The 24915-nt window shown below is 42.0% G+C and carries 19 protein-coding genes; 8 read left to right on the top strand and 11 right to left on the bottom strand.

Features of this window, described 5'->3' with window-relative positions; all coding sequences use genetic code 11:
• The first annotated feature begins 33 nt into the window (after positions 1–33).
• Together OCU78_RS22215 and OCU78_RS22210 are read left to right on the top strand one after the other, a co-directional pair.
• A complete protein-coding gene (locus OCU78_RS22215) occupies positions 34–1869 on the top strand; it encodes a formylglycine-generating enzyme family protein (protein ID WP_137371825.1) in 1836 nt (611 codons plus the stop codon).
• A 452-nt stretch (positions 1870–2321) separates the two neighbouring features.
• Positions 2322–3068 (top strand): helix-turn-helix transcriptional regulator, encoded by a 747-nt coding sequence (locus OCU78_RS22210; protein WP_137371824.1) that lies wholly within the window; start codon positions 2322–2324, stop codon positions 3066–3068.
• Positions 3069–3207: 139 nt separating this feature from the next.
• On the opposite strand, the gene pdxH is transcribed toward OCU78_RS22210, so the two are convergent.
• The gene (pdxH, locus tag OCU78_RS22205; RefSeq protein WP_137371823.1) at positions 3208–3843 is read right to left on the bottom strand and encodes a pyridoxamine 5'-phosphate oxidase; all 636 of its coding nucleotides are present in this window, start codon (positions 3841–3843) and stop codon (positions 3208–3210) included.
• Between the two features lie 143 nt (positions 3844–3986).
• Here pdxH and OCU78_RS22200 point away from each other — a divergent pair, with 143 nt between their 5' ends.
• The 6 genes from OCU78_RS22200 (at position 3987) to OCU78_RS22175 (ending at position 13388) form a co-directional block, all read left to right on the top strand.
• Positions 3987–5843, top strand: coding sequence for a sensor histidine kinase (locus OCU78_RS22200; RefSeq protein ID WP_137372255.1), 1857 nt, complete (start codon positions 3987–3989; stop codon positions 5841–5843).
• Positions 5844–5880: 37 nt separating this feature from the next.
• Complete coding sequence (locus tag OCU78_RS22195) at positions 5881–7119, top strand: sigma-54-dependent transcriptional regulator (RefSeq protein ID WP_137371822.1); 1239 nt, start codon at positions 5881–5883, stop codon at positions 7117–7119.
• Positions 7120–7230: 111 nt separating this feature from the next.
• Complete coding sequence (locus OCU78_RS22190) at positions 7231–8622, top strand: HlyD family type I secretion periplasmic adaptor subunit (protein ID WP_137371821.1); 1392 nt, start codon at positions 7231–7233, stop codon at positions 8620–8622.
• The gene (locus OCU78_RS22185; RefSeq protein WP_137371820.1) at positions 8606–9340 is read left to right on the top strand and encodes a transglutaminase-like cysteine peptidase; all 735 of its coding nucleotides are present in this window, start codon (positions 8606–8608) and stop codon (positions 9338–9340) included. The genes OCU78_RS22190 and OCU78_RS22185 overlap by 17 nt, the downstream gene beginning before the upstream one ends.
• A 5-nt stretch (positions 9341–9345) precedes the next feature.
• Positions 9346–11256: a bifunctional diguanylate cyclase/phosphodiesterase gene (locus OCU78_RS22180; RefSeq protein ID WP_137371819.1), complete on the top strand. Its 1911-nt coding sequence runs from the start codon at positions 9346–9348 to the stop codon at positions 11254–11256.
• A gap of 17 nt (positions 11257–11273) precedes the next feature.
• A complete protein-coding gene (locus OCU78_RS22175) occupies positions 11274–13388 on the top strand; it encodes a type I secretion system permease/ATPase (RefSeq protein ID WP_137371818.1) in 2115 nt (704 codons plus the stop codon).
• A 223-nt stretch (positions 13389–13611) separates the two neighbouring features.
• Here the strand turns inward: OCU78_RS22175 and OCU78_RS22170 are convergent, their stop codons facing one another.
• From OCU78_RS22170 to OCU78_RS22125, 10 genes are all read right to left on the bottom strand, one after another.
• Complete coding sequence (locus OCU78_RS22170; protein WP_137371817.1) at positions 13612–15282, bottom strand: DUF342 domain-containing protein; 1671 nt, start codon at positions 15280–15282, stop codon at positions 13612–13614.
• 163 nt (positions 15283–15445) lie between these two features.
• Positions 15446–17149: an ATP-binding SpoIIE family protein phosphatase gene (locus tag OCU78_RS22165; RefSeq protein WP_137371816.1), complete on the bottom strand. Its 1704-nt coding sequence runs from the start codon at positions 17147–17149 to the stop codon at positions 15446–15448.
• A gap of 22 nt (positions 17150–17171) precedes the next feature.
• Complete coding sequence (locus OCU78_RS22160) at positions 17172–17468, bottom strand: STAS domain-containing protein (RefSeq protein WP_137371815.1); 297 nt, start codon at positions 17466–17468, stop codon at positions 17172–17174.
• A gap of 93 nt (positions 17469–17561) precedes the next feature.
• A complete protein-coding gene (locus OCU78_RS22155; RefSeq protein ID WP_137371814.1) occupies positions 17562–18731 on the bottom strand; it encodes a methyl-accepting chemotaxis protein in 1170 nt (389 codons plus the stop codon).
• Positions 18732–18790: 59 nt separating this feature from the next.
• Positions 18791–19840, bottom strand: coding sequence for a protein-glutamate methylesterase/protein-glutamine glutaminase (locus tag OCU78_RS22150; protein WP_137371813.1), 1050 nt, complete (start codon positions 19838–19840; stop codon positions 18791–18793).
• Complete coding sequence (locus OCU78_RS22145; protein ID WP_137371812.1) at positions 19840–20463, bottom strand: chemotaxis protein CheD; 624 nt, start codon at positions 20461–20463, stop codon at positions 19840–19842. The genes OCU78_RS22150 and OCU78_RS22145 overlap by 1 nt, the downstream gene beginning before the upstream one ends.
• Positions 20464–20567: 104 nt before the next feature.
• The gene (locus tag OCU78_RS22140; protein WP_373367614.1) at positions 20568–21437 is read right to left on the bottom strand and encodes a CheR family methyltransferase; all 870 of its coding nucleotides are present in this window, start codon (positions 21435–21437) and stop codon (positions 20568–20570) included.
• A gap of 35 nt (positions 21438–21472) precedes the next feature.
• Positions 21473–23872 (bottom strand): aerotaxis transducer Aer2, encoded by a 2400-nt coding sequence (aer2, locus tag OCU78_RS22135; RefSeq protein WP_137371811.1) that lies wholly within the window; start codon positions 23870–23872, stop codon positions 21473–21475.
• A gap of 7 nt (positions 23873–23879) precedes the next feature.
• Complete coding sequence (locus OCU78_RS22130) at positions 23880–24344, bottom strand: chemotaxis protein CheW (RefSeq protein ID WP_137371810.1); 465 nt, start codon at positions 24342–24344, stop codon at positions 23880–23882.
• 7 nt (positions 24345–24351) lie between these two features.
• Positions 24352–24837, bottom strand: coding sequence for a chemotaxis protein CheW (locus tag OCU78_RS22125; protein ID WP_240701693.1), 486 nt, complete (start codon positions 24835–24837; stop codon positions 24352–24354).
• Positions 24838–24915 lie beyond the last annotated feature (78 nt).

The raw sequence follows: 24915 nt of genomic DNA, 5'->3' as shown, positions 1-24915 counted from the left end.
TACTCACCTAAATATTGATTGAAGTAGCCCAACATGCGACAAGGTTTTCCTGCTCTACTATTTGCACTTGCTCCCTGCATCATGACGCCTGCTGTCCTAGCGCAAACCTCTTCCTCACCAGTGACCAGCGTTTCTACCGTCACGGAGATTGAAAGCTCGTTATTTGACGAACATGCAAGCCTTGCATCTTTAAAGAAAAAACTCGAAGAGAAGCAGAATCAAGTTGATAACCGTGCGCAACAAACGGTACGTTTAACTAAACTTGCAGACCAAGCTGAAAGCAGCCTAGCAAAAGCTAAATCAAGTTTAGAGCAAGACTACACTCGTATGATTGATGAACCTGATTTTGATATTGCTCCGGCTCAAAAGCGTTTCCAAGGGGCTTGGAAAACAGTAAAAGACAGCAAAAGCGCGGTGAGTGATTCAGAGCAAGTACATCAAACCTTATTGCTTGAACTAAACGCAATTCAAGCAGAAAAGTCTTCAATAGAAACTTCAATCGCGGCACTGAACAACACAAAATTAAGAGCAAGAGCAGAACGCCTTCGCGGTGAGTTGACTCAATCTGACACGCAAACCGTCAGCTTTACGAACAATTGCAGCAGCGATATGACACTTGCACAATGTTCAAATCAAACGGTTACCTTAGCGCTTCAAAAAGCCGTTAATCAATTTCAAAACAGCGTGATTGATAACACGACGGAAACGAAGCAAGTCAAAGATAACTTAGCATCAACGTCTTTAAATATTCATGTTTTAGATCATACCGTAACCACCGCAAGTTTTTACGAAGGCAGTAAATACAAAGCAATTGTAAAAGCTAATCTAGAAACTCGACCAGATAAGAATACGCCTTGTCGACTACTCAATATTAAGTCATCAAGTTGTTTTACAAAAAGCGATGAGCAAACCAACGATCAACAAAAAGAAGTGGCTTGGGTAAATTTGGTAGTTCGTTCAAACCAATACAACGACAACGTGGCTATCAATGGCGTTAAGTATGGTAGTACTCCTGTAGAAGTAATGCTTCCTACAGGCAAACATATGATCACCATTGCAAAGGAAGGCTACCTTTCTTTCCATCAAGAACTAGAAATTTCTCGCGACCAGAATTTAAGAGCCGTTCTGCAAGCGAAACAAAACTCACTGAATGTTGGCAGCAAGTTTGCAGACCCAATGCCTGATCACAGCCAAAGCCCAGAGATGATTGTGGTTGGTGCGGGTCGTTACTTACTCGGTGAAAATAATGCGAGACAAGTGGTTGTGGATAAGCCTTTTGCTCTATCTGCAACTCCAACGACAGTTCAAGCGTTTAAATCATTCGTGGAAAAGACAGGCTATCAAACCGATGCTGAATTAACCAATACTTGCAATAGCATCAGTAATACTGAAATCACGCCAATTCCAGATAGCTATTGGCGTAACCCTGGCTTTAAACAGACCGATAGCTCACCAGTAGTATGCGTTAGCCGAAGTGATGCGGCGAACTACGCTCGTTGGCTATCGAAAGAAACGGGCTTCACTTACCGCTTACCACAAGCTGATGAATGGGAAGTGGCTGCTCGTGCAGGTCAAGAGACAAGTTTCTGGTGGGGAAATGACTTTGGTGCAGGGAAAGCGAATACCGGTTGGTCTGGTACACCTTGGTCTAATAACAGTACCTCTCCAGTTCGTACCTTCCCACCAACACCTACAGGTTTCTACGATATGGTAGGGAACGTATGGGAATGGACACAAAACCCGCAAGGTAGTGCCAAAGGAGGAGCTTGGAGCTTCTCACCAAACGAAGCAAAAGTCTTTAATGAGCTAAATATCGCGCCATCAACTTCTGCAAACTACCTAGGATTTAGAGTACTTCGAGAACTGTAATCCGAAATGCTGTAATTAACTAGCTACCAGTCAACAAAGGGGGGATATCCCCCCTTTTTTCGTTTTGCCACACACTGTAAATTACGTTTCAGGGTAGTAAGTCACTCTGACATCGTTTGATGTCTCTAAATGGGTTTACATACCCTCGTGAACCCATTTAGAACTCTTCTACACGTCGACAAGGTTTTCCTTGTCCTTAGCCAGCCCTTCTTCAGGCTGGCTTTTTTTGTTTATATACCTTGCCGTCTATCTATTATTGCCTTGCTTTCAAATTTCAGCGTCTAACACACCTAATCCCTTTATCTTTATCTTTATCTTTAAAATAAGCCAAATCTACTTTGGATAATTACTAAGCGAACAGTACTTTGAAGCGCACTGATACATGCTTTTCAGCACACACCACAATAAGAAACTGGTATCATTAAGTTTGACTTATATTAGAGATTTTAACTTTGTCGACACCTCCTCCTAATCTTCAACAATCCCTCTTTGAACAGTTACCTGGTTGCTGGGGGTGTAAAGATACTCAATCTGTTTTCGTTTATACGAATTCGGCTTACTTAGACTTAATCGGGTTAGGTGATAGCGACAGTTGTGAAGGGCTAACTGATTTTGACATGCCAAGCCAAACAGTTGAGTGCGCGCAAGAGTTTCGAGACCAAGATAAGTACGTGATGGAAACACAAAAAACATTAAAAGTACTGGATATACACCCTTACCCAGATGGGCGTTGGCACGCTCATATCTTCACAAAAACACCTTGGTTTAATGAAGATGGGAAAGTCCATGGGACGATTTTCTATGGGCAAGAACTCACCGACACGGCGATTCTTGAAGTGGGACACTGGGTTTGTAGAGCAACTAGCACGGATGTAGGTGAAGGCTCACTATCGGGCTCTAAGCCTCGCCAATCTAAATTATCTAAATCACTTTCAACAAGAGAGTCTGAAGTTTTATTCCTTTTGCTCTATGGAAAGAAGCCCCAGTACATAGCCAACACATTAAACATTTCAATTAAGACAGTGGAAGGCCATGTTGCGCGGCTCAAAACCAAGTTTAATGCCACCAGCAAAAACCAATTAACGGATTATGCATTAGACTCAGGGTTAGGATCCGTCATACCTGAAACCTTATTAAAGAAGCAGATATCAGTCGTTTTACACAGTGATGCATCAAGCTCAAAAAGTATGAAGAAGTAATCCGTAATTTAATCAATTAAGAGTCTAAACGAATAAATGAGAACAAGTCACTCCATAGATTGAGTGACTTGAAATAATAGAAAAGTAGCGGCTTACATTACAGTCGATTTGATACGAGAGGCTTGCTATGAATCGTGACCTACGGTGCCAGGCGATCAATATCCCAACGGCTGTCATCTCGCGAAAATAAGAAACGGTCATGTAGGCGGTGTTCGCCACCTTGCCAAAACTCTATACTTTCAGGCTTCACTCTAAAACCACCCCAAAATGTTGGGACTGGTATTTCACCTTTAGCGAACTTTTGTTTCAGCTCTAAATATTTACCCTCTAAAACACCACGAGCTGAAATACGGCTACTTTGCTTACTTGCAATGGCTGCTAATTGGCTCTCTTTTGGGCGAGAAGAAAAGTACTTCATGTTCTCCAAAGCAGTCAACTTTTCAGCAGTACCGGTAATATGAACTTGTCGCTCAAGTGGATGCCATGGGAAGTGTAGGCTGATCTTACTGCAATCTTCTAAGTGCTGCGCTTTTCGGCTACCAAGGTTCGTGTAAAAAATAAATCCATCTTTTTCTACATTCTTCAGTAGTACGATGCGTTGGAATGGTTGACCATTTTTATCCACCGTCGCCACTGTCATCGCAGTTGGGTCAGTGAGCTTAGCTTCAATCGCTTGTTCCAACCATAAATTAAATTGGTCGATTGGATCAGCATGTAAGTCTTTACGTCGTAACCCGCCTTTTGCGTATTCGCGGCGAATATCTGTCAGTTCCATTTGGTCGCTCCTTAGGATTTTCTGTGATTTTGCGCTCTAATCTATTGAAAAACAAGCCCATCACGTAGGATATTGCACGGTATAAAACCTTGGTGTTAACAAGATCTCGTTACTTCATTCCCCATACTGATAACATATTTAAAATGCTAATTTGTACTGAGTTTATTTTGAACGTTAGACCTTTGTTTTTTTTGAAATCTTTTTTGATGTTATCTCTAATTTTTGGTGGGGTTGGGCTCTATGCTACCCACCATATCGCTACTCAATACCAAGATAAAGTGGTTTCAAAAGAGCTAAAGGACGCAGCCAACAAAGCTAACCTACAAATTGAATCTGAATTAGCTAAATTTAAGCAAATTCCGAATTTACTGCGACACGATCCAAGGCTACTAACTTTTTTAACATCAAATGAACCAAAGCAAAACCTGAATGAACTGCTACTTGAATGGTCAAATCAAAGCCTTGCTGATGCTATTTATATCCACGACCGAACAGGAAAAGTAATCGCATCTAGTAATTACTTAAAGCCACGCACCTTTTTAGGTGAAAATTTCGCTTTCAGACCTTATTTTAGTGAGGCCATCCAAGGTAACCAAGCTCAGTATGTTGCGCTTGGGGCGTTATCGAATATACGGGGTTATTTCATCTCTTCCCCACTGACTGTTGACGGTGAAATCGCTGGCGTGATTACGGTAAAAGTTAGCTTGGAAAATATAGAGGCAATCTTAGCAAGCAATAGTTTTGAAATTATGATTCTTGATAGCAACAAAATAGTATTCTTATCAACGAATAAACGTTGGTTATATCAAGCCTTTCGTCCTCTTAATGAAGATCAACAATTTGAAGTTAATCAAAACCGGCAATACGGTCGCAACACCATTCAGATCATTAATGAATTTAAAACACTCATTGCACCGAATGCTTCTGTGCCCCACTCACAGTTACTAAGCCATCACGCATTTAAACTTTATCCAATCGCAGTAGAGAACCGTGATTATCAAGTTATCGCCCTTAAAGAAGCCCGAATTGGGCAAATCAAAGTGCTACAAGCCGACTTCATCTTTCTCATCATCTATAGCTTATTAGCGCTTATCGCTTGGTCATGGCGACAAACATACACAGCCAAAATAGCGTTGACTGATCTTAATAAGCACTTAGAACATACGGTAGACAAACGCACTCAATATTTACAGCACTCAAATCAACAATTGCAGAAAACTATTTTTCAATACCAAGAGTCCAAACTAAAACTCAAGCAAACCGAACAAGAACTCACTCAAACCGCCAAACTGGCCGTACTGGGAGAGCTTTCAGCCAGTATTAATCATGAAATTAACCAACCCTTAGCTGCACTGAGGACTTACAGTGAAAATAGCTTAAAGCTGCTAGAAATGAACCAGACTGATATGGTGAAAAGCAATCTCCAAAAGATGATTGAGCTTAACTTGTCGATTGGAGAAATTATTGCTCGCTTGAAAGTCTTTACCCGTAAAGTTAACCAAGAAGAGCATCACGTAGCAAACTTGCACGACGCAGTTAGCAATGCCACCAGTATTCTCAGTGCCGCCATGATTAAACAAGGCATTACGCTAAGACTTTCGGCGATACCCAACAACATCCTATTGAGCATTCATCCTACAGAATTGGAGCAAGTGCTCGTTAACCTGATTCACAATGCGGCTCAAGCGCTTAACCAACACCCTAGTCCACAAATAGGCATTGACTGGTATCTAAATAATGATCAATGTGAGTTAGTCATCTGGGATAATGGACCAGGTATTGCTTCAGAACAGCTGCCTAAATTATTCGATCCTTTCTTTACAACAAAATCAGAAGGGTTAGGGCTCGGATTATCCATATCGAAACGAATTATCGAAGCTTACAGCGGTGAAATACAGGCTAAGACAAGAAAGCCATCCGGTATGCAGTTTTCTCTGTTGTTAACTGCCCACACAATTTTCAACACCCCAAACAACGCACCCACCAAAATTAACGAATGAATAGATTCTGTGACGCATTCAGAAGGACTGAGTTAACATGCCAAATATCTACTTTGTAGACGACGAACCCGCTATTCGAGATTCAGTACAGCAAGCCATGCTTATTGAAGGGATAATGATCACTTGTTTCCCCAACGCTGTCGAAGCTTTGCAGTGCATCGACACTTCGCAGGCAGGTATCGTTGTCACAGATATACATATGCCAGTAATGACAGGCATTGAGTTTACTCAGCAGTTACTCGAAAAAAATGCCCACTTCCAAGTCATCGTTTTAACTGGGCATGGGGATGTTCAAACAGCAGTGTCTGCAATGAAAGCTGGCGCGTATGACTTTCTTGAAAAGCCTTTTGCGATTGATAAGTTGCAAACGGCAATCCAAAAAGCAACTGACAAGCTCGACTTGATGCAAGAAAATGTATTGCTTCGCAAAGAGTTAGATATGCAGACTCACGTAGGACCAAAGCTCCTTGGGCAATCTCCATCGATGGTCAAACTGCGCCGGGATCTGGTCGCATTGAACCCAATGCAAGATAATTTAATGTTATTGGTCGGTGATACTGGCACAGGTAAGCGCATCACCGCACAATACCTACACGACCTTCACCACCCATATGATTCAGAGCTCTACGTACTAGCTGCTCATGAATTACCAGCTCACAATGAAACAGAGTTTAAGCAGTTTTTTTTTCAGAGGCTCTCTAAACCTCAGATCGGCACAATCTACCTCTATCAAGCAGACATACTAACCGTTCAACAATGGACTTGGCTTACTGACTTAAAATTAGAGTGCAACGAATGTGCAACTAGTGTCATTATCGCGATCCACACCCCACCGACAACATTTCACAGTGAGTTCCGTCGCTTCGATTTGTTACCCTTGTGTGAACGTAAAGAAGACATTCGTATATTGTTTAAACACTTTGCACGAAGCGCGGCGAGTCGCTATCAATTACCACCACCAACTATTACCGAAGAAGAAATTCAGCAACTTACAAACAAATCATGGTCAGAAAATATCAAGCAGCTACGCCAACATGCGGAGCTAAGAGCACTCAAACCAAGTGACCTTTCAGGTCTCAATTGCCTGGCCAGCGATGAGCAAAAATCACTCAACCAACGAATAGATCTGTTTGAGCAAACTCTGTTGATTGAAGTTCTCCATCGATATCACGGACGATTAAAAGATGTGCAGCTAGAATTACAAGTATCTCGGAAAACGCTTTATGACAAACTGAAAAAGCACCAACTTGATAAAACCAATTTTAAAAATGGATGACTTGATAAAATACATTAAGTTGAAGGGCAAATAAAAACAAAGCCTTAACATTTATATTAACTAATAATACACTCAAGAAGCTTACTTTTATTACGTAAACAAGGACAATAAATGAGCCACAAAGGTTTTAATAAGCTTAGTACCACTGAATTGGAGTATGTCGACGACAAAACGGCGGCACTTCTACTAAATACTCCAACAAGTGCCCGCATCATGCTATGGGTAATGGTGCTATTTTTTGTGGCTGCTATTGGGTGGGCAGCATGGGCTGAAATAGACAAAGTGACAGTGGGACAAGGTAAAGTCATTCCCTCTTCGCAAATTCAAGTAGTGCAAAACCTTGAAGGTGGTTTAGTAAAAGAGATTCTGGTTAAAGAAGGTCAACAAGTTCAAAAAGGCCAGCAGTTACTATTAATTGATGACACTCGTTTTCGTTCTGATTTTCGTGAGCGTGAGCAGCAAGTTGCAAACTTAACAGCAAGTGTTTTGATGCTATCCGCTTCTTTAACCAGTGTGGTGATTGATGAAAATTCAGCTGAAAAAAATTGGGAACAAAGCATCCGCCTTGATTTCAATAAATTAGCCTTCCCTCCTAAATTTTACGAACTCCAACCAAAACTCGTTAGTCGCCAAAAAGCAGAATACAGACAAGACCTGAATAATCTTAAAAACCAATTATCGGTATTTGACCAGCAAGTCGAACAGAAACAACAAGACCTTGTAGAAATTCTTGCGCGAACTAAAAACTTACGAGAAAGCTACCGCTTTGCTAGAAAAGAGCTTGAGATTACAAAGCCTCTTGCTGATGAAGGCGTTGTACCGCGTATTGAGCTATTAAAACTGCAAAGACAAGTGAACGATACTCGACGTGAGATGACCTCTAGTGAGTTAAAGATCCCCCTACTTCGCTCCGCGATTAAGGAAGCCCAACTTAGCCGGATTGATGCCGCACTTAATTTCCGTTCAGACCAACAAGAGAAATTAAACCAAGCACAAGATAAGCTGTCTGCACTGACAGAATCTGCCGTTGGTCTTGCTGACAGAGTAAACCGAACTGTTGTGGTATCTCCTGTAACGGGAACAGTAAAAACATTAGGCATTAACACAGTCGGCGGTGTAATTCAGCCGGGTATGGACATTGTAGAAATCGTACCTACAGAAGATTCACTATTAATTGAAGCAAAGATTGCACCTCAAGATATCGCCTTCCTTCGCCCTCAGCTTGCAGCTATCGTAAAACTTAGTGCTTATGACTTTACCAAATACGGCGGTTTAGAAGGAATTTTGGAGCATATCAGCGCCGATACAACTCAAGATGAGGAAGGTAATAGCTTTTATATCGTAAGAATTAGAACAGAGCAGCATTCATTCGGTAACAACGGAGAACTGCCGATCATTCCAGGAATGACCGCCTCAGTTGATATCATTACAGGGAAAAGAACCGTTCTAGAATATATATTGAAGCCAATACTAAGTGCTCAAAATAATGCCCTTAAAGAATAAGGTATATAGCCTCCGAGGAAAGAAGCTCGGCAATAAACACAACATTAAAAGCCTCAGCAGTGCTGCGCTTATTTTAACGCTGTGTGCTTCATTTGCCTCTTCAGCACTGAATACGAAAGATCAACAATGGGTTAGTGCAGTAACCCAAACATACGGTGAAAGAGCGGGCAAACGAGTTTCGACTTGGCGCTCAAATATTTCCGAGTATAAAAATTTAAGTGAAGCAGACAAGTTAACCTCAATTAACCGGTTTTTTAACCAACTGTATTTTGTGAATGATGACGTCTTGTGGGGAAAAAACGACTACTGGGCAACACCTTTAGAGTTTTTAGGAAGTAATGCCGGCGACTGTGAAGATTTCACAATTGCTAAATACTTTTCACTTTTGGAGCTTGGCGTACCTGATAAAAAACTACGTTTAGTGTACGTAAAAGCCCTTGAGTTAAACCAATTTCACATGGTACTGGCGTATTACTCTACACCAAGTGCCGAGCCGCTAATTTTAGACAACATTAACCCTGAAATAATGCGCGCTTCAAAACGAAGAGACCTATTACCTGTTTATAGCTTCAATGGTAAAAACCTTTGGCTAATGAAGTCCAAGGCAGGTAACGGAAAACTAGCAGGTAAGTCTTCACGATTGAGTCTATGGAACGACTTACGCTCACGTGAACGCTCTCTAAAATTAAACAAACCCATTATCAATTACGACGAGTAGGTACAATGACTTTATATAAACAGCTTGTGGTCGGAATGGTTGCGGTCTTTATCTTGCTTATGGCATCGGTATTTATGATCGAATTTGATACCACCCGAGATCACTTAGAAGAGCAACAACGCTCTGAAGTGAATAACACCATAAATACCGTTGGGCTGGCGTTAGCACCTTATTTGGAAGATAAAGACCCAATTGCGGTCGAGTCGGTCATTAATGCTCTCTTTGATGGGAGTTCTTACTCTGTCGTACGCTTAATTTTCCTTGATTCAAGTGATGAAATTCTGCGCTCATATCCTGTCAAACCTAATGGTGTGCCGACTTGGTTTACAGATTTACATCTCTTCGGACAAATTCACGAACGTCGTGTAATCACTAGTGGCTGGATGCAATTGGCTGAAGTTGAGATTGTAAGCCACCCAGGCGCTGCCTATGAGCAGCTCTGGCAAGCGTTGATTAAACTATTAACTATGTTCGGCTTAATTTTCATCATCGGGCTAGCGGCTATTTCATGGATACTCAAACGCGCATTACGCCCGCTGTCTCTTATCATCGTGAAAATGGACCAAATCGCTAGGAACCAATTTGGAGAACCTCTCACTCGCCCTAAAACCAAAGATTTAATTATGGTGGTTGATGGTATTAATCAAATGTCGACTCAAGTTGAGATGGCATTCAAGAACCAAGCAAAAGAAGCTCAGAAATTAAGAGAGCGAGCATACATCGATCCTGTATCTCAACTCGGTAATCGTGCGTTCTACATGTCTCAATTAAACCAATGGCTAACGGAATCTAGTATTGGTGGTTTGGCCGTATTACAAGCTCAGTTCATTACCGATGAATACGAAGAAAAAGGCTATCAAGAAGGTGACTCTCTGGTACACCACCTTGCTGACCAACTGAAAACATCGATCACCTCCCCAGGTCTTACAATTGCTCGTATATCAAAAGATGAATTTGGCTTTATTTTGCCAAACGTAGATGAAAGCGAATTAAAGATTATTGCCGACAGCATTGTCGTATGCGTACAGGATTTACAATCAGATCCGACAGGTACAGCAAGCGCAGCTATTTCTTTAGGTGTGACTTACAGTAGTCAAAATAAGACCAGTACAGAAATTATGTCGTTAGTGGATAATGCTTTATCTATTGCAAAATCCAGCCCTGAGCAGAAGTACGGTTACATTTCCGGTGACGACCACGCAACAATAATGGGTAAACAGCAGTGGCGTGATCTAGTAGAAGAAGCGATCCACGATGAATTAGTGACCTTCCGCCTACAGTCTGCTAATAACACTTTCGGTTCTACCTACCACCAAGAAGTATTCTCTGCGATTGAAAAAGATGGGGTTCGCTACAGTGCCAATCAGTACTTGTTTGCATTAGAGCAACTGGAATCAAGCCATATTCTTGACCAATTTGTAATTGAGCAAATGATTAAGAAAATGAAAACTGGTGAAGTGACAAATCCTGTCGCAATTAACATTTCGCCTAGCAGCGTCGCACAACCAAGTTTCATTCGCTGGGTTGGTAATATTCTTGAGAAAAATCCGACTCATGCACCTAAGCTGCACTTTGAGATCCCTGAAAACTGCTTCATTCAAGAACCTCATTATACAGCTCTATTATGTAATACATTACGCAGTGCTGACTCAGTATTCGGGGTTGATAACTACGGTCGAAACTTCCAGTCACTGGATTACATTAATGAGTTCAGACCAAGTTACGTGAAACTCGATTACCTATTCACGCATAATTTAGATGATGAAAAACAGAAATTCACACTGACATCAATTTCTCGTACTGCGCATAATTTAGGTATTACGACTATTGCTTCACGTGTAGAGACTCAAACACAGTTGGACTTCTTGTCTGAGCACTTCGTGGAAGTGTTCCAAGGCTTCATTGTTGACAAATAGTTGTAAGGTCAAATTACATGCAAGATCCACTATTAAATTCGCTGATTTACGTAAGTCGTTATTACGGATTAGCCAATTCGCCGGAAGCTTTGGTCAATGGATTGCCACTGACAGACGGCAAGCTTACGCCTTTTTTATTCCCTCGCTCAGCAGAGCGTGCAGGGCTAGTAGCAAAAGAAAACCGAGCTGAGCTCGATAAAATACCACACCTGATCCTACCTGCTATTTTGCTCCTTAAACAAGGGGGAGCGTGTGTTCTTAACAGTATCGATTTAGAAAAATCAGAAGCTGAAGTTACAACAACTGAAAGCGGTATGGTGCCAATTGTAATCCCTTTGGAAGAACTCAAAGAGCAATTCATTGGACGTTACTTTCTAGTAAAAAAACAATTTCGCTACGACGAGCGATCACCTGAAATACTCAAAACACGCGATGGTCACTGGTTTTGGAGCACAATCTGGCAATCTAAAAACATTTACCGAGACGTATTAATCGCCTCGATTTTGATTAACTTGTTCGCTATTGCAGCCCCCATGTTTACGCGTTTGGTATACGACAAAGTTGTTCCTAACTTAGCGTTTGAAACTCTGTGGGTGTTAGCGAGTGGTATCTTTGTTGTCTTCCTTTTCGACTTTGCTTTGAAATTGATGAGAAGTTACTTCATTGATGTTGCCGGTAAAAAGTCCGACATTCTGATTTCATCTAAAATCTTCAGCAAAGTTTTAGGGATCCGAATGGAAGCAAAACCGCCTTCTGTCGGGGCTTTCGCAAGACACTTACAAGAATTTGAGTCTATTCGTGAGTTCTTTACCTCTGCCACGATTAGTTCATTAATCGATTTACCTTTTGCTATGCTGTTTTTATTACTGATCTGGCTAATGGCAGGCAACTTAGTACTGGTTCCAATTATTGGAGTCGTCATTTTGATTATTCACGCAATGCTCATTCAAGGACCATTGCGTAAAACCATTGAAGAAGGATCTCGTCTAGCTTCGCAAAAATACGCGAATTTAATAGAAAGCTTAGCAGGACTAGAAACCGTAAAAATTTTCAGTGCTCAAAGTCAATTCCAATACCGTTGGGAAGAAGCTGTCGCGCACATGGCCGAATGGAATATCAAGAGCCGCCGAATCACGGACAGCATTCAAAATGCAGCCGGGTTTGTTCAGCAAAGCACCAATGTTGGTATGATTATTCTAGGTGTTTACTTGATTGCGGAAGGCGACTTGACTATGGGCGGGTTGATTGCCGCGACAATGTTGAGTGGTCGTGCTATTGGTCCTCTGGTTCAATTATCTTTGCTTTCAACACGGTATAATCAAGCGAAATCATCCATGACAATTATTGAACAGGTTATGGATATGCCAGATGAGCAAGAGGAAGGTAAGCGCTATATTCACCGTCCTATAGTTCAAGGACGTGTAGAACTTGATAAGGTCAGCTTCAGCTACCCGGAAGCATCAGTAGCATCAATCAGAGATCTCAGCTTAACCATCAACCCTGGTGAGAAAGTTGCCATTATTGGGCGAATTGGTTCGGGGAAAACGACTTTGGAACGCCTCATTATGGGGCTATATAAGCCTACAGCAGGACATGTTCGTATTGATGATACTGACATCGAACAACTGCATCATGTCGACGTACGACGCAACATAGGCTGTGTACCTCAAGACAGTAATTTATTCTTTGGCTCAATTCGCGACAACATAACATTAGGACGCCCACTTGTGGATGACAGAGATGTTATGGACGCTGCCAACCGAGCTGGTGTGACGGTATTTACTCAGCAAGACCCTGCTGGCTTAGAGAGGCAAGTAGGAGAAGGTGGTGCTCAGCTTTCCGGAGGTCAGCGCCAAGCGGTTGCCATTGCCCGTGCAATGCTAGGTCGCCCACCCGTCTTATTAATGGATGAACCGACCAGCGCCATGGATAACCGTTCTGAAATGCATATTAAACACCAGCTTGGGCAAATGAAGAAAAGTGAGACTCTTATTCTCATCACTCATAAAACATCGATGCTTGATATTGTCGACCGAGTAATTGTGATGGAAAAAGGCAGCATTATTGCTGACGGACCTAAACAGCAAGTTTTGTCTGACTTGAAGCAAGGAAAAGTCAGGGCTGTTAGTTAGTTAGTTAGTTAGTTAGTTAGTTAGTTAGTTAGTTAGTTAGTTAGTTAGTTAGTTAGTTAGTTAGTTAAGCGAAACAAAAAGGGAGCGATTACGCTCCCTTTTTATTTTTCTAATTCGTTATGATTCAATATTAAAAACGACCTTACGATTCAATGCGATGCCATTTCCAATCTATACCAAGTCAAAGCTGCATCGCATCAAATATAACACCTAAAGAAGCCCACTAAACCGCGACGTCTTCATCATCCATCTTGAATGAACACTGAATCTCATACTGGTTAAATGTGAACACGCTACCGCCATGGGTGCGCTTTGTCGTGACCACTTCATCACCAAACTGAACAGACACTCGCGTATATACTTTATCGAAAGCCTCAATATTGCAGTTTTGTAAGTGTTCTTCGAAATCCATTTCAAGTAGTTCGAGTTGAGATTGCCCAGCATCGAGTGCTTGGCTATTTTGAACCTTCATATCTTCGATTGAACGTTGTTCTTCTTCTGTTCTTTCCGCTTTAGGTTTTTTCTTAAATTCTAATTCTTTGCGAATGACTTCCATAGTCGCTTCTTGAGCTTGTTTATAGGTATCTTTCAAAGCCACAATTTTTTGCTTATAGCTGTCATATTTTGCAAACGCGTGTACTTTCGTCGCAGTGTCGCCCTCAACACCCAATAGAACACATTTCACGCTTCCACCAACTTTGGCTTCACCACCGCTTAATGTGCCATGCTTTTTCATCGCATCCATCACAAGTAAATCATGCCCGCAGCGAATATCATTACTCATGCTATGCACGCTTAACTGAATATCTTGTCCTGCTTGCAGTTCAGAAAATTGAGCATAGTTGGCGGTAATATTACCTTTAGTAAAAACCTTACAGCTTTTCGGCTGACCATCGCTGACTGTATGCCCGATAATCCCTTTACCTACCGTGATATCACCTTGAGCCTGAACCTCCGCCGATTCAATAAAGCCACCGACAGTGACACTACCTGAAGCTTTCACCACCATACCAGCTTCTATGTCTCCAGAAACAAATACATTACCCTTGAATTTCACATGCCCGGTTCCCACTCCCACACTATTTAGACAAAGCGCATTATCCACTTCAATGCTCTTTTCTTTGATAATGGGAAGGCCAGAGTTTGTCGCGACTAATACGTTCGGATCTTCAGACGAAATATGAGTGCCTTTACCGGCTTTTAACAGGCTGTCTTTGCCTGGAAGAGGGGGAATAATTCTACCTTGAACCGTAAAGCCCGCTTGCCCCTTTGTCGCAGGTATGCGTTTCATAACCTCATCATTTTCACCTACGGTAATGGTTTTACCTAGGTCTCTCATGTCGAGTTTGCCGGAGTCATTACTTCTTGGCTTTAGCACTTGTTTAGAGACATCTTTTACAAGTGGGATGAACTGAGCATCTTTACCTTTTGTCGCTTGTTTGCCTTGCGCCACCGCCTGTGTAAATTGCTCACCAGGCTTAAGCTGATTACTCATCAGTAAGACTTTCTTTAGCGCCAGCTTGTTTATACCTTTAGTGATATGAGCTTGAGCCAAACAATGTACAATTTCATTACCACGTAAGCCTCGACCTTTAAAAGCCCCCGTGACAATAATACTTGCTAGCATCTCATCAGTAGAAACTTCAACCTCAGCAGACGCATTACGTACTTCGGCTATCACTACACCGTCATAGGCTTCGCCTTTACCTTCTTTCGCTAAGTTAACAAATCTAAGTACCTCATCTTCCATAAGGAAGTAATCCGTTACTTTTAGCGTTTCTAATACTTCAGGTAAACCTTTAGGGTCAAACACAGCATCAACCACAAAGCCAGACTGCAGCTTGGCTACAACCTGTTGCTTATTTTCTGATAATGTAACGATGCTATCCCACATAAGGTTACGGCTTCCAAGAAAAGTGTCTAAGGATTAGTCTATATAATAAATAAATTTGATAAAATGCTCTGATTACAATTATCAGGGTCACATCACTTACTTTAATTCCTGAAACAACATCTCAATAATGAGAATTACATAAAAATACTTAAATAATCATGGATCATTCACAAAATTCATTAGCGGCCCCTAAACAATAGACAGCAGTAACGCCTTTTCCTTCATTGTAGTAGTGAAGTGAATGGCATAAATGAGACACCAGGATGATCCCTCTTCCATAAGACTGCATGTCATCAGGTTGGTTATACCGATTAATATCAAACCCACTGCCGTTATGCTCTAGTTGCATAATAAGCTGGCTTTCTTCTGGTTTGAAATCGAGTTTCAATTGCACCCACGCACTTTCATCAAGCTTTCTTAATCGCTGCTCACGTAACTGGTAAAATGAGTAAAAACCATCAGGGTCATCTTTCATTTTCGAGTCCAGGTTCAATAAGCCATGTTCAATGGCATTCGCAAATAGTTCCGAAAGTACCGAACAGACAAAATCAAGATCTTGCCCACCAGATATGATCCCTGTCAGGTATTGCCTGACTTCCGCCATAACCGTCACCTGAGTAAGCACCGACTTTGGAAAAAACAGAGAAGCACTACTAGGGACATTACTAATACCACTCGCTTGAGTTGTACTCACTTGTGGCTGGCGGTTTTTGATCGGAAAATTCATTTGCAAAATAGACACATCATCACTTTCTCTCTCAGTCGAAAAATGATGCACTTCTTCATACAAGGTTTCGATAATAGAGCCCGACTGTACCGCACATGGCTGCTGAAAGGTCGATTCCAAACGGTCTTGACCAAACTGTTCACCGTCTAAATTCACAGCTTCAGTAACCCCGTCGGTGTAGCTAATAATTTGATGCCCTTTTTCAAGCTTCATATTAACTAAGTTCACTTCAAACTCATGTTTATCTAGTACACCTAACGGCATATGGCTTGATCTTAGTTGGTGAAGAATATTTCCTTCACTATCTAAAACATAACTATCGGGTAAGCCCCCTCCCCACCAACTCACATCAAGACCATTGCTTTTAATTTCGAAGACACTGGCCGCTAACATCATTCCCATAGGTAAAAACCGAACAAGAGAATCATTCACTTCAGTGACAATTTCCCCTAGTGACAAGCCTTTGGCTGCCATAGAAAAAAATGCACGAGTAGCAGGAATTGCAGAAATAGCGGCGGGTAAACCATGCCCAGTGGCGTCTGCTATCATGACGTAAACACCACCATGAGGGCGGTTAGCCACAAGAATAAGATCGCCATTAAAAACCGTTGAAGGTGTCGATATGTATTTGAGCCCTGAAATATTCGAGAGTAGTGAACTCATTTCATCCATCAAATTGGTAAAAATTGATTCTGCTATCGAATGGTCATAATTGACTTGTTCGTGAAAGTGGTGGAGCTCATCTCTCTGCTCACGAAGCTCATTATGCATGCGCGCAATTCGAAAGTGCGCTTGAACCTTCGCTAATAAAACAGACCGGTCAATAGGCTTAGGAATAAAGTCGTCCCCAAGGTTTAAACACCTTTTATAGGAATCTTTATCGTCTAATACGCTCAGAAACAAAATGGGGATATGGTGATCAGGGAAAGCCTTTCGAATATCTTTGGCGGTTTCGAATCCATCTTTAACAGGCATCATCACGTCTAAAATGATGATATCCGGCAATATTGACATCTCTTTCATGGATTCAACGACACTTGCACCATCTTCGAAAGCATAAAACTGCTCAGCGATATCATTGAGCATAAACCGACACAGTTCTCGGTTTGTTTCATGATCATCCACAACAACTATTCGCATACTTGCTCTCCTTAAAACGGTGCTATTCGATCATAAATTTCTTATCAAACCTCGATATCAGTAAAATCTTTTTTACCTGAGGCATAGTGTTGGTAATCGTGATTTTTTGATTAGGAGAAAGATACTTTTGCATATTAAGAAGCATGCCGAGCCCCGCACTATCAATGTAATCCACTCGTCGAAAATCAATGGTGTAGTTGAAATCCTTTTTCTCGTAATAACATTGGCGAAACTCCTGCACTAAGTTAAAGCCAAAAGCGCCTTCAATCGCAATTTCAATATTGTTATTTCCGTGATTTACCGTGCTTGTTAGCGACATCGCTTACCCCCGCTTGTTTTCGACAAAAGCTGCTCTGAACTCACAACTTTCTCTAAAAGATTTCTCGGTATACCTTCTAAAACAATTTACCGTCTAAAACAGCTCCACTTCACCTTCATCAATGCTGCTTTGATTCGCAGCAGGACCGCCTCTATTTCGTGAAGCATCCAGTAATCCTTCAAGCCTTAACGAAAACTCATCTTCCGAAATTTCCTGTCGATTGAAAACATTCACTAGCTGTACGACCTCATCAAACAAGTACAACGTTTTATTCGCATACTCCCCTTGCTGGGAAACAATATCGGCAAACTGCAATGCACGAATGCCATTCCCTACTTGCTGTGAAAGCTCTTGCCCAAGCGCTCTAATTTTCAGTACTTCTTTCTCTACCGCGACATTCACTTTTTGAACACCAGTAAGCATGTCATCCACTTGTTCTTTTGATTCAATGGCTATCGTCATATCAATAGATGCCATATCCCCTACCGTAGAGTTCGCCTGTTTTACGGTTTCTTGGGCTATGTTTATTTCGCTCTCTATTTGATCATTCAATGTTTTCGCTTTGACTGACAATTCTCGAACTTCTTGCGCCACAACAGCAAAGCCTCGCCCTGCATCACCCGCTCTCGCCGCTTCAATTGCTGCATTCAACGCTAACAAATTAGTTTGCTCTGAAAGCCCTCTCACTCTTTCTAGTAGCTTGAATACCGTATCTAATTTGTCTGACATGTCATGAATACTGTGGACCGCCGAGATACTTTTTTCAGAAATGTCGACCAGCGTTTTTACGAATTGATCAATAATTTCTTCGGTACGAGGCAGTACTCTCGACAAGCTGTATTCACTATCTTGATTAGCAAGCATGTCATTCACTAACCCTTCAGATACTTGGCTTTGTTCTTCGCTGACTTTCTGTAATCCAAAAAAGCTATCATTTAGCGTTTCCGCTGATTCTTCGATGATTTGAGTTTGTCGATTTAAAGACTGATGAATGTTAGGTAAGTTATCGGAGTAAAAGCGATTCACCGAGTTCATCAACTGCGCGCTCACCTGATCGGATTTTTCTTGTGAAAGGTCAGGATCACTCTCTTTGACATGTAAACCCGAAGGGAAAGTGAACCAAGGCAGAGCCGCTGCAACTATCATTAGCCCTATCTGAATACTCGATGTTGCGTACAACACCGCAATTGCTAACAATATGACTTGTGTCGTGATTACGACTGCATATTTCATTTTTGACTGTAACGTCATTTCATTGTTCATAAGCCGTCCCTGACATTCTTCTATTTCTGCATTCTAATTTTTGAAGTTATCTCGAGTATTTATTCGCTAGATACACACTTTCGAATCTCCTTGGGGATCTTTGATAACGCTCTAACATGCTGCACTGCCCCTACTTCAACCGCGACTCTGGGCATCCCCCATACCACTGAAGACTGCTCATCTTGTGCGATAGTAATAGCACCGTTTTGCATCATTCTTAACATGCCATTTGCGCCATCGCTGCCCATTCCAGTTAAGATAATGCCCAGCGCTTTATCGCTCACCACTTCAGCAACGGAGTCAAACATCACATCGACCGAGGGTTTATGTCGGTTAACAGGAGGTCTATCGTCCACCTGGCCAAATAACTTACCTCCCTTACGTATAATCACGAGATGTTTATCTCCGGGAGCAACATACGCTCTTCCGTGAATAAGCGGCACAGTGCCGTCACTCAACTCTTGAACGTTGACTTTACTTACGCTGTCTAAACGGGCTGCAAAGGGTTTAGTAAACAAAGCGCTAATATGCTGAGTAATAACGATAGGAGGAAGCCCGCTTGGTAAGGCTGATAAAACATGACGCACAGCTTCCGTTCCTCCTGTGGATGCTCCTATTGCAATCAACTCAATATTAGAATGACCCGGCGCTACTGGAGCTAAATCCACATCACTGGACATACTCTCTAGAGGTTTCCCATTTACGTTAGCCTTAGCTGCCATTTTGAGTTTTTTATTGATCAATGATCTATAGCTAAGCATGTCTCCTGTACTGTCCATCGCAGGCTTTGGAAAGTAGTCGATAGCGCCTAATTCCAAAGCTTGCAACGTGGTTTCTGCTCCATGCTGAGTCAAAGTGGAGATCATCACGACAGGCATAGGTCTTAAACGCATAAGGTTTTTTAGAAACTGCACGCCATTCATTTTCGGCATCTCAATATCAAGCGTGATCACATCTGGATTATGCTTTTTGATCAAAGCTCTTGCTTCATAAGGATCTTCAGCAGTTGCGATCACTTCCAAAGCGGGATCCGACGAGATCAACTCCGATAACAATGCTCGGAACACGGGCGAATCATCCACAACGATCACTTTAATTTTTCTACACATTAAAATAACTCCACATCGTCGTTGGGTTGGTGACTATCAGACTCAACCTGCTGAGCGTAATGGTCTTCTTCATGTCTTAAATGGCTCACTTCGGCAAATGGAATCCTCTTAAGCCAAGCCTTTCCGGAAAGTGGATCAAAAATAATCTTGCGAGGCTCTAATCCTCCTAAATCGTAAGCATCAAGTTCGAAGCCTTCTTGCTTAGCGTAACGTAAAACAAAGTCGACATTTTTCTCACCAATGGCTGACTTTATGCCGTGCATTTGCGCACCACCAAAAAGCTTCATATGCATTCGACTTCGATTTGCACCAAGAGAAATCAATTGATTAATCAACATTTCCATTGCATAGCTACCATATCGAGAGGCTGTCGACACCACATCATCATGTGACCAGTGGTGATGTTCACTGCTGTGTACCATCGGTAACAAGAAATGGTTCATTCCTCCAACCTGAGCAAAAGGGTCCCAAATACAAGCTGCGACACAAGAACCTAACCCCGTGCTGATGACTTCCTTTTCGGCTGTGCAGTACAACCCCCCAGGCAGTACTTTAACAACATGTTGCTGCCTCAGTTCATGATAAAACCGACTGTAGTAAGCGCCCTGCTCTTTGGCTAACACGGGCTAAATTCTTTCATTACACACTCCATATGTTCCATTTAGACGCTCTATGACCGATTCATTACGCCCTAGTCATCTCTGCTCAACATCCGATGTTGGGCACATTACAACTTCAAATAGATGGTATTGCCTAAGTGTTCAAACTGTTGGCAATCTGCCCCTACACTTTCGGAATGACCAATAAACAGAGAACCTCCTTCATTAAGCTGCTGGCAAAATCTATCTATCAGCAATTTTTGCGTTTCTTTATCAAAATAGATCATCACATTACGACAAGAGATCAGATCAAATTTCTTTGTCATTGGCCAGCTTTCTAAAAGATTGAGCTGCTTAAAAACCACTTGTTGCTGAAGCTTTATGGCGCATTTTATTTTTCCTAAAAACTCGCCTTTGCCTTTAACAAAGTTTCCCTTGAGGTATGATTTAGGAATGCTGTCTATCGCTTCTTCGTCATACACTCCAGCCTTAGCATGAGCCAACACATTTGTATCAAGGTCGGTTGCCAGTAGTGCCACCTTAGAAAAATGTTCGAACGCATTCGCATGATTTAATGCCGCCATATAGCTGTACGGCTCTTCACCGGTAGAACAACCTGCCGACCATATCCGTACTTCCTGTTTTCGTTGGTTAACCCACTTTGGAACCAATGTTTTTTCAAGATAATCAAAATGATGTTGCTCTCGAAAAAATGACGTTTTGTTAGTCGTCAGAGCATTCACAAATGCTATTTGTTCAGATTTAGAATGTTCAATCATCTTTCGATAATCAGCAAAGCGTCCCACCTTCTTCTCACGCATTTTTCTACTGACTCGTCCATACACCATCGCGTACTTCTGATCGGTTAAATGAATACCCGCATTCTTATGGATAAACCACTGCACAAATTTGAAGTCTTTTTCTGTCAACTCAAACTCTTGCTTACCGAGATTCATCGAATTTAAACTTGGATTCACAGAAGACGCTCTTGGGTCCATTGAGCTTACCTTTTCTGACTGATCAACCTGCTTGGTTAGAACTCTTCCCATTCATCCCCATCCTCACGAAACGTCACTCCAGAATTAACAACCTTAGCGTTTTTTAATTCGCTCACATTGCCTCGTTTAGGAACAGATGAAAGATTACTTTGAGCGTTGTACTGAGCAACATTACTGTCGGTACTGAAGAAATTCATGAGATTAAGTAGCTCTTTACCTTCAGACCTTAATGACTGGCTGGCAGCCGACGTTTCTTCAACTAATGACGCATTCTGCTGAGTCATTTCATCCATGGTGGTAATGGCTCGGTTTATTTCATCAATACCTGTCGACTGCTCCAAACTCGATTCGGCAATTTGTTGGATAAGATGTGAAACACTGGCTACCGCTTCAACAATTTCATTCAGAGTTTCACCAGATTCATCAACCAAACGGGAGCCTTCATCTACTTTCTCTACGCTGTCTTTAATTAAACCTTTAATTTCTTTTGCTGCTGCTGCGCTTCGCTGCGCAAGATTTCTTACCTCTCCTGCAACGACAGCAAAACCGCGTCCTTGCTCACCAGCTCGCGCTGCTTCAACCGCAGCATTCAAAGCTAACAAATTCGTTTGGAATGCAATCTCATCAATGACACCTATAATGTCGGCAATCTTCTTACTCGCACTGTTAATTTCGGACATAGCAGACACAGCTTGGCCAACGACTTCCCCTCCTTTCCCCGCTTTCTTCGCCGCATCATCAGACAGTTCATTAGCACCTTTGGCATTTTCCGCATTTTGTTTAACCGTTGCGGTCATCTGTTCCATACTGGCTGCCGTTTCTTCTAGATTCGAAGCTTGCGCTTCCACCCTTTGGCTCAAGTCATTATTGCCTTCGGCTATTTCAGTAGAGGCTGTCGCGACTCTTGCTGACGAGGTAGTTATCTTCTCGACCATATTTCGAATATTTAAAATAGACGTATTTACCGCATCCGCTAAACGACCAAACTCACCTTGATTACTGTCTGGCATCGTACTTTTTAAATCACCATCAGCGACTTTGCTCATGACATCAATACACTGCCCTAATGGCTCAACCAATGTATCTAATAGCCCGTTAATCCCATCCCCCAACTCTTTCATGAAACCGCTGTAAACCGAGGTGTCGATGCGTTCGGCTAACTGCCCCGCCGTCGCCTTTTGGATTAAACTTTCTACTTGGCGCTGCCCATCCTGTTGCTCTGTTATATCAACCCACTGCAATGCAGGTCCCATATAGTTGCCGTTACCATCTCGCATGGCGATGCACGTTAAATTGAATTCTAATGAGCCGACTTTTATATCGGAGGAAAATGGTAAGCGGTCAGGATTGGCAATAATACTTCGCTGGTGGGCAGGATTTTTATGGAAGATGTCTATATTTTTACCCACTAAATGACTCGCATCGAAGCCGGTAAGCACTTTACGCATCTCACTCTCACGACCTTTCAATAAGGTAGAAAGAGATGGGTTTACATATTGAATAATGCCTTCTTCATCCGCCATCATGAGGTTTGTGGTCATACCTTCAACTGCAGAGGCTAAACGACCAATTTCAGCTTCTTTTGCACGCTCTTCGGTAACATCGCGCCACTCTAGAGTATTCCCAATATAATCACCTTTGGTATCAAAAATAGACGCGACATTAAGTTCAATTTTTAAATGTCCGATCGTGATATCAGTACTGTAAGGTAGGTTACTGGGGTTGCTGAGTAACTGTCGTTGGTGCGCGGGGTTTCTATGAAACTCATCAATACATCGGCCCATTAACCATTCTTCTGTGGCTAAAAATCCAGACCAAACGCTTCTTAAAGTCGCTTCATGTTTCTTAAATAAATTAACAGTTTCATTATTGATGTAAGTGATCAGTAAATCTCGGTCAATCATCACCATGGCAGTTTGTGCTTGATCTACCGCCGCTTGCAAACGAGCAACATTATTTTCCTGCGCTCGCAATGCCGTAACATCTTGCCACTCCAAAGTATTCCCAACGTAATTACCCGAGGAATCAATAATCGCCCCAACATTTAATTCGAGCAGTACATCTTGAACAGTAATAGTGGTGCTATAAGGAAGGTTTGCTGGGTTAGATAATAACTGTCGCTGGTGTTGTGGGTTGGCATGAAAGCCATCAATACAAAACCCAACCATGAAATCTTTGTCTGCTCGAAAATTTGGCCACACAGATTGAAACGTCGCTTCATGTGTTTTTAATAAAGTAATGGATTGCTGGTTGATATAAGTGACCTTAAAGTCTCTATCTACCATCATAAGAGCGGTTTTAGCCGCGCCTAAAGCTGAAAGTAATTGTTCTTTGGATAAGCCATCCTCTTCCACTGAGGTTTCTTCCATTAATACATCTGATGCTGCTTCTGCAAACTGAGCAACAGGTTCCTTTTTTCTATTCCAAAATGACATATTTACCTCACATTAGCGCGTCTTCTACTGTCGTCGAATTGAGCTCGTCTACATCAAATAGAGCTTCAAGATTTATTATAATGAGATGCCCATTAGCTTCTGATGCAATACCTTTGATGTAGCTTTCATCAAGCGTTACAGACATATGTGGAGCAGGTTTAATTGCTGTCGGTTCGAATGCGTACACTTCAGCCACGGCATCCACAATGATGCCTAAAGGATGTTTTTGTTCATCATTCAAAACAATGACCACCGTTGTGTGATTAATCACAGACGGGGGCAAATTGAACCGCATTCGAAGATCAACAATCGGTACGTATTCCCCTCTTATTTCTAACACTCCTTTAAGATAATTAGGTGAATTAGGCACACTCCGAACTTCACTCCACCCACGCACTTCACGTACATCCAAAATAGGCACTGCGTACTCTTCATGTTCCAAAATAAAGCTTAAATACTCTTCTGCTGCCATGGTTTCCTTACCCTCGCGGAAGTGTCTGGTTAGTGTGTTTTAAGATGAGCTCGATATTAAGTAACTCAGCAGTGTCAAACAGAGACATCACTTGATCATCGACATTCAATAAACCTTGGATAAATGGATTAACTTGGGACTCTCCAACGGCAGGATAAAGTTCATTTTCACCTTGGCTAACTACGTCGGAAACGGCGTCTACTACAAGCCCCATTAACTTTTCACCCTCGTCATCTTCTGAACGCAAAACTAACACCACCGTGGTAGGCAAGTAATCGCAAGTGCCAATTCCAAAGCGAGATCGTAAATCGACAATAGGAACGATCATCCCTCTCAGGTTTATCACCCCTTTAACAAAACTTGGAGAACGAGGTATCGGAGTAGGTCTTTCCCAGACTCGAATTTCTTCAACATCTTGAATGACGACACCATACAATTCGTTTGCCAAGCAGAAACTGAGAAAGTCAGCATTCTCGCTGATTTCAGCATTCATCACATGAGTCGGTAAATCAGATGCATCAGTCGCTACTTGTTGCTCCATACTTGCTCCTTGCATTGCTTCGTTTGTCTT

It is taken from the genome of Vibrio gallaecicus, assembly GCF_024347495.1.
GTDB classification, from domain to species: domain Bacteria; phylum Pseudomonadota; class Gammaproteobacteria; order Enterobacterales; family Vibrionaceae; genus Vibrio; species Vibrio gallaecicus.
Note: the sequence above shows the minus strand (reverse complement) of the source record. Positions and strands in the feature narration are given on the sequence as shown.

Bases quoted from the DNA above. Each gene is read 5' to 3' on its own strand.
- OCU78_RS22185 (WP_137371820.1), top strand. From the start codon at position 8,606: ATGCCCTTAAAGAATAAGGTATATAGCCTCCGAGGAAAGAAGCTCGGC.
- OCU78_RS22200 (WP_137372255.1), top strand. From the start codon at position 3,987: ATGCTAATTTGTACTGAGTTTATTTTGAACGTTAGACCTTTGTTTTTT.
- OCU78_RS22215 (WP_137371825.1), top strand. From the start codon at position 34: ATGCGACAAGGTTTTCCTGCTCTACTATTTGCACTTGCTCCCTGCATC.
- OCU78_RS22165 (WP_137371816.1), bottom strand. From the start codon at position 17,149: ATGCGAATAGTTGTTGTGGATGATCATGAAACAAACCGAGAACTGTGT.
- OCU78_RS22170 (WP_137371817.1), bottom strand. From the start codon at position 15,282: ATGTGGGATAGCATCGTTACATTATCAGAAAATAAGCAACAGGTTGTA.
- OCU78_RS22190 (WP_137371821.1), top strand. From the start codon at position 7,231: ATGAGCCACAAAGGTTTTAATAAGCTTAGTACCACTGAATTGGAGTAT.
- aer2 (WP_137371811.1), bottom strand. From the start codon at position 23,872: ATGTCATTTTGGAATAGAAAAAAGGAACCTGTTGCTCAGTTTGCAGAA.
- OCU78_RS22175 (WP_137371818.1), top strand. From the start codon at position 11,274: ATGCAAGATCCACTATTAAATTCGCTGATTTACGTAAGTCGTTATTAC.
- OCU78_RS22125 (WP_240701693.1), bottom strand. From the start codon at position 24,837: ATGAATGCTGAAATCAGCGAGAATGCTGACTTTCTCAGTTTCTGCTTG.
- OCU78_RS22150 (WP_137371813.1), bottom strand. From the start codon at position 19,840: ATGTGTAGAAAAATTAAAGTGATCGTTGTGGATGATTCGCCCGTGTTC.
- OCU78_RS22160 (WP_137371815.1), bottom strand. From the start codon at position 17,468: ATGTCGCTAACAAGCACGGTAAATCACGGAAATAACAATATTGAAATT.
- pdxH (WP_137371823.1), bottom strand. From the start codon at position 3,843: ATGGAACTGACAGATATTCGCCGCGAATACGCAAAAGGCGGGTTACGA.
- OCU78_RS22140 (WP_373367614.1), bottom strand. From the start codon at position 21,437: ATGGACCCAAGAGCGTCTTCTGTGAATCCAAGTTTAAATTCGATGAAT.
- OCU78_RS22130 (WP_137371810.1), bottom strand. From the start codon at position 24,344: ATGGCAGCAGAAGAGTATTTAAGCTTTATTTTGGAACATGAAGAGTAC.
- OCU78_RS22180 (WP_137371819.1), top strand. From the start codon at position 9,346: ATGACTTTATATAAACAGCTTGTGGTCGGAATGGTTGCGGTCTTTATC.
- OCU78_RS22155 (WP_137371814.1), bottom strand. From the start codon at position 18,731: ATGAACAATGAAATGACGTTACAGTCAAAAATGAAATATGCAGTCGTA.
- OCU78_RS22195 (WP_137371822.1), top strand. From the start codon at position 5,881: ATGCCAAATATCTACTTTGTAGACGACGAACCCGCTATTCGAGATTCA.